This window comes from Inquilinus limosus MP06, assembly GCF_000767795.1.
GTDB lineage: Bacteria > Pseudomonadota > Alphaproteobacteria > DSM-16000 > Inquilinaceae > Inquilinus > Inquilinus limosus_E.
The window spans coordinates 1-4531 of the sequence record NZ_JANX01000521.1 but is presented as its reverse complement, the minus strand read 5'-3'; the positions used below and the strand labels follow the sequence as shown (position 1 = coordinate 4531).

Genomic DNA, 4531 nt, shown 5'->3' with positions numbered 1-4531 from the left:
CAGGCTGCGAGAACCCCCTCCCCCTACCCCCTGCCGCGGGGAGGGGGACTCGTTTTGCTTTCGCCATGAGTGTCCCCGACGACCTGGGGGAATTCTGAAAAGCAAGCGGGAGAGGCAACACCTTATCGCCTTGATGCGATGGGGATGACCGATCTGGCCCCTAACTCGTCCCGCTCCGCGCGGGCAGGGACGGCCGGAAAGGTCAAGCCGCCCCCTCCCCCCGCCTCTCCTTCTGCCGGTGGCGGTGGGCGGCCTGCTTGGCGCGGTTGCCGCACAGCGCCATGCTGCACCAGCGCCGGGCATGGCCGCGGGTGCGGTCGACGAACATCAGCGTGCAGGCCGGCCCCTCGCACGCCTTGACCTGGGTGAAGTCCTCCTCGCAGACCACCCGTGCCATCGCCTCGGCGATCGGCAGCAGCAGGCTGTCCGGCGAGCGCCAGCGTCGGGACGGAGCCAGCGCCAGCCGCCCCGACCCATCCGCTGCGACGATCCGAGAGAAACCCTCGTCCCGCTCCAGCAGCCGGTTCAGCGGCTGCAGCTCCTCCAGCGCATCCGCCGCCAGCGGCCGGCCCCTGTGGTCTTGGACGAAGCCGCGGAACCATTCGCGCAGTCCGCGCGCCTGGGCCGCGACGCTGTCGAGCTCGCCCGGCATCGCCCGCTCCCGCATCTCCGCCAGGACCGTATCCGGCACCAGCCCGGCCTGGGCCAGCCAGGACAGCAGCCCGTCGCCGTCCGGCAGCCAGTCGACCGGGACGTCGACCGGCGTCGCGATCGAGTTGAGGACGTCCAGGCCGAGCGCGTCGGCGAGGAACATCGCGGGCGGAAGCTGATGGCTCACTTGGGGTCGACCTCGGATGGGTTCGCTTCACCAAAAAGTAACCTCGAAAAGTCCCGTTGACAAGTTATCTCGATTCGGATCATAACCTCTCAATCGCAATCAGAGAGGTTACGATTATGACGGACGGACGGACCACGCAGGGACCGGCGACCCTCGTCCTGGTTCATGGCGCCTGGGCGGACGGGTCGTCCTGGGGGCCGGTGATCGCGCCGCTGCAGCGCCAGGGCCTGGCCGTGCGCGCCGCCCCGCTGCCGCTGACCTCGCTGGCCGACGATGTCGCCGCCCTCGACCGTGTGCTGGAGCGGATCGACGGCCCGGTGGTGCTGGCCGGCCATGCCTATGCCGGCGCGGTCATCGCCGCCGCCCGCCCCGACCGGATCCGGTCCCTGGTGTTCGTCGCGGCCCTGGCGCCGGATGAGGGCGAGACCGTGATGGATGTGTTCCAGCGTGCCGCCCCGCACCCGCTGGCGCCGCGGCTGGCCCCCGATGCGCACGGCGCCCTGTGGCTGCCGGACGAGGCCTTCCCGACGGCCTTCGCCCAGCACGCCCCGGCGGAATCGGCGGCGGTTCTGGCCGCCGTGCAGCGACCGATCCACCTGCCCTGCATCACCACCCCGGTCGGCCGGCCGCTGTGGCGGGACCGGCCCAGCTGGTACCTGCTGGCGGAGGAGGACCGGATGATCGCGGCCGCGACCCAGCGCTTCATGGCGGCGCGGATGGGGGCGGCGCTGCGCCCCGCCCCGGTCGACCACGCGCCGCTGGTGTCGGCGCCGGAGCTGGCGGTGGAGATCCTGCTCGAGGCCGTCCGCGCCTCGGGTTGATCCGCCCGCCCCGATCACGCCCCGTAACCGATTAATTCCGGAAAATCGGGTTATGTAACGCCGGGCCATCCACGCCCGCATCCCGTTCGAGGAGAACAGTCATGACGCAGATCCGCTACCGCACCGCCGATGTCGACGGCTTCAAGGTCTTCTACCGGGAGGTCGGGTCGCCCCGCTCTCCCAAGCTGCTGCTGCTGCACGGCTTCCCCAGCTCCGGCCACATGTTCCGGGACCTGATCCCGCTGCTGGCCGACCGCTTCCACATCGTGGCCCCGGACCTGCCGGGCTTCGGCCAGTCCGACATGCCGGACCGTTCGGCCTTCCGCTACACCTTCGACGCCCTCGCGCGGGTGATCGACCGGTTCACCGAGGTGATCGGCTTCAACCGCTATGCCGTGTATGTCTTCGACTACGGCGCCCCGACGGGCTTCCGCCTGGCGTTGCGGCATCCGGAGCGGATCGCCGCCATCATCAGCCAGAACGGCAACGCCTATGTCGAAGGGCTGAGCGACGGCTGGAACCCGATCCGCGCCTATTGGCAGGAGCCCTCCGCCGCCAATCGCGAGGCGCTGCGCGCGCTCCTGACGCCCGAGACCACGCGCTGGCAGTATGTCCACGGCGTCGCCGACGAAAGCCTGGTCTCGCCCGACGGCCACACGCTGGACAGCCACTACCTGGCCCGGCCGGGCGCCGACGAGGTGCAGTTGGACCTGTTCCTGGACTACGCCGGCAACGTCGCGCTGTATCCGGAATTCCAGGCCTATTTCCGCAAGCATCGCCCGCCCTTCCTGGCGGTGTGGGGCAAGAACGACCCGTTCTTCCTGCCGCCTGGCGCCGAGGCGTTCCGGCGCGACCTGCCGGATGCCGAGATCCGCTTCTTCGACACCGGCCATTTCGCCCTGGAGACGCATGCCCGCGAGATCGCGGATGCCATCCGCGTCTTCCTCGCCCCGTAACCCCACGCCACAGGAGAGCGCCATGCGCGCCATCGTTCTGGAGACGTTCGGCGGCCTGGACAGCCTGGTTTACCGGGACATCCCGGAACCCGAGCCCGTCGTCGGTCAGGTCGTGATCGAGATCAAGGCCTTCGGCCTGAACCACGCCGAGATGCATATGCGCCGCGGCGAATGGGCCGAGGCCGCGCAGGTGATCGGCATCGAATGCGTCGGGCTGGTGAAATCCTGCCCCGGCGGCGAGTTCCCGGTCGGCGCCAAGGTGGCGGCGCTGATGGGCGGGCTGGGCCGCACCATCAACGGCAGCTACGCCGAATTCACCCGCGTCTCGGCCGCCAACGTCGCCCTGATCGACGCCGACCTGCCCTGGGCCGGGCTGGCGGCGATCCCCGAGACCTATGCCACGGCCTGGACCTGCCTGTTCCGCAACCTGGAGATCGAGCGCGGCCAGCGGCTGGTGATCCGCGGCGCCACCTCCTCCTTCGGCCAGGCGGCGGTGAAGCTGGCGGTGAATGCCGGGGCCCGGGTGATCGCCACCACCCGCAACCCCGACCGTTTCGCGATGCTCACCGCGCTGGGCGCCGAGCGGGTGGAGCGGGAAGGCCCCGACCTGTCCAAGCGGATCGCCGAGGCGAAGCAGGTCGACGCCGTGCTCGATCTCGTCGGCAACAGCACCATTCTCGACTCCCTCTCCATGCTGCGCCGCGGCGGCCGGGCCTGCCTGGCCGGCTGGCTCGGCGGCCTCGCCCCGATCGCCGACTTCAACCCGCTGCTGCAGATGGCGAGCGGCGTCTATCTGACCTTCTTCGGCAGCTTCGTCTTCGGCACGCCCGGCTTCCCGCTGTCCGACGTGCCGCTGGGGCAGATCGCCCGCGATGTCGCGGCGGGGCGGCTGGAAGCCAAGCCGGCGCGGGTCTTCGGCTTCGACCAGATCCGCGAGGCCCATCGCGTGATGGAGGCCAACGAGGCCGGCGGGAAGATGGTCGTCGTCCTCTGACCGCGCCGCCCGGCACCACCCATAAGGGAGCAGACACCATGTCCGTCGCCATCGTCACCGGCGCCAGCCAGGGCATCGGCCGCGCCACCGCCATCCGCCTGGCGCGGGATTTCGACCGGGTCGCGCTGGTCGCCCGCAACCGCGACAAACTCGAAGAGGCGGCCGCGGCGGTGAAGGCCGCGGGGGCCGAGCCGCTGGTGCTCGACCTCGATCTCACCGAGCCCGCCGCCGCGCCGGCGGTGGTCGACGCGACGCTGCGGGCCTTCGGCCGGATCGACGCCCTCTTGAACATCGCCGGCGCGATGCCGCAGATCGACCTGTTCGAGATGACCGACGCGCAGTGGGAGGGCGGGCTGGCGCTGAAGCTGCACGGCGCCCGCCGGCTGACCATCGCCGGCTGGCCGGCGCTGAAGGAGAGCCGCGGATCGGTGGTGCTGATGTCCGGCAACTCGGCGCTGGTCCCGAAGGCGCCCTATGCCGCGGTGGGCACCCTCAACGCCGCCATCGTCGCCCTGGCCAAGGCCTTCTCCGACCGCGGCATCGCCGACGGGGTGCAGGTCAACAGCGTGCTGCCCGGCCCGGTGATGACCGGCCGCCGCCGGTCCTACCTGCAGCACTGGGCGCCGCTGCACGGCATGACGGTGGAGCAGGCGACCGAGGCCTTCCCGAAGGAGGCGGGCATCGCCCGCTACGGCGAGCCCGAGGAGATCGCCGAGCTGATGGCCTTCCTGGTGTCGCCCGGCGCCCGCTGGATGACCGGGTCGGCACTGCGGATGGATGGCGGAGAGGTCAGATCGGCCTGACCGCCGGGCCGGGCCGGCCCGGCGCGTCGGCGACGATGGGCTGGACATGGCGGCCCGGCCACGCGGCGCGGGACCTCGATGCCGGCGCCGGGCGGATCATCGCACGGCCCCGGCCGGAT

5 protein-coding genes are annotated in these 4531 nt (G+C 71.2%); 4 read left to right on the top strand and 1 reads right to left on the bottom strand.

Translation table 11 applies throughout. The features are described from left to right. Window positions 1–202: 202 nt before the first annotated feature. Window positions 203–838, bottom strand: a complete 636-nt coding sequence (locus P409_RS27470; protein WP_238578790.1) for a CGNR zinc finger domain-containing protein — start codon at window positions 836–838, stop codon at window positions 203–205. Window positions 839–954: 116 nt separating this feature from the next. Between P409_RS27470 and P409_RS27465 the strand changes: the two genes are divergently transcribed. The 4 genes from P409_RS27465 (at window position 955) to P409_RS27450 (ending at window position 4412) form a co-directional block, all read left to right on the top strand. Then, window positions 955–1659: an alpha/beta fold hydrolase gene (locus P409_RS27465; RefSeq protein WP_052121468.1), complete on the top strand. Its 705-nt coding sequence runs from the start codon at window positions 955–957 to the stop codon at window positions 1657–1659. Window positions 1660–1760: 101 nt separating this feature from the next. Further along, window positions 1761–2615, top strand: a complete 855-nt coding sequence (locus P409_RS27460) for an alpha/beta fold hydrolase (protein ID WP_034845881.1) — start codon at window positions 1761–1763, stop codon at window positions 2613–2615. Window positions 2616–2637: 22 nt separating this feature from the next. Continuing rightward, window positions 2638–3609, top strand: coding sequence for a zinc-binding alcohol dehydrogenase family protein (locus P409_RS27455; protein ID WP_034845879.1), 972 nt, complete (start codon window positions 2638–2640; stop codon window positions 3607–3609). Window positions 3610–3647: 38 nt separating this feature from the next. Continuing rightward, window positions 3648–4412 (top strand): SDR family oxidoreductase, encoded by a 765-nt coding sequence (locus P409_RS27450; RefSeq protein WP_034845877.1) that lies wholly within the window; start codon window positions 3648–3650, stop codon window positions 4410–4412. Window positions 4413–4531 lie beyond the last annotated feature (119 nt).

Excerpts from the sequence above, each read along its gene's own strand:
- P409_RS27465 (WP_052121468.1), top strand. The coding sequence starts at position 955 with ATGACGGACGGACGGACCACGCAGGGACCGGCGACCCTCGTCCTGGTT.
- P409_RS27450 (WP_034845877.1), top strand. The coding sequence starts at position 3,648 with ATGTCCGTCGCCATCGTCACCGGCGCCAGCCAGGGCATCGGCCGCGCC.
- P409_RS27455 (WP_034845879.1), top strand. The coding sequence starts at position 2,638 with ATGCGCGCCATCGTTCTGGAGACGTTCGGCGGCCTGGACAGCCTGGTT.
- P409_RS27460 (WP_034845881.1), top strand. The coding sequence starts at position 1,761 with ATGACGCAGATCCGCTACCGCACCGCCGATGTCGACGGCTTCAAGGTC.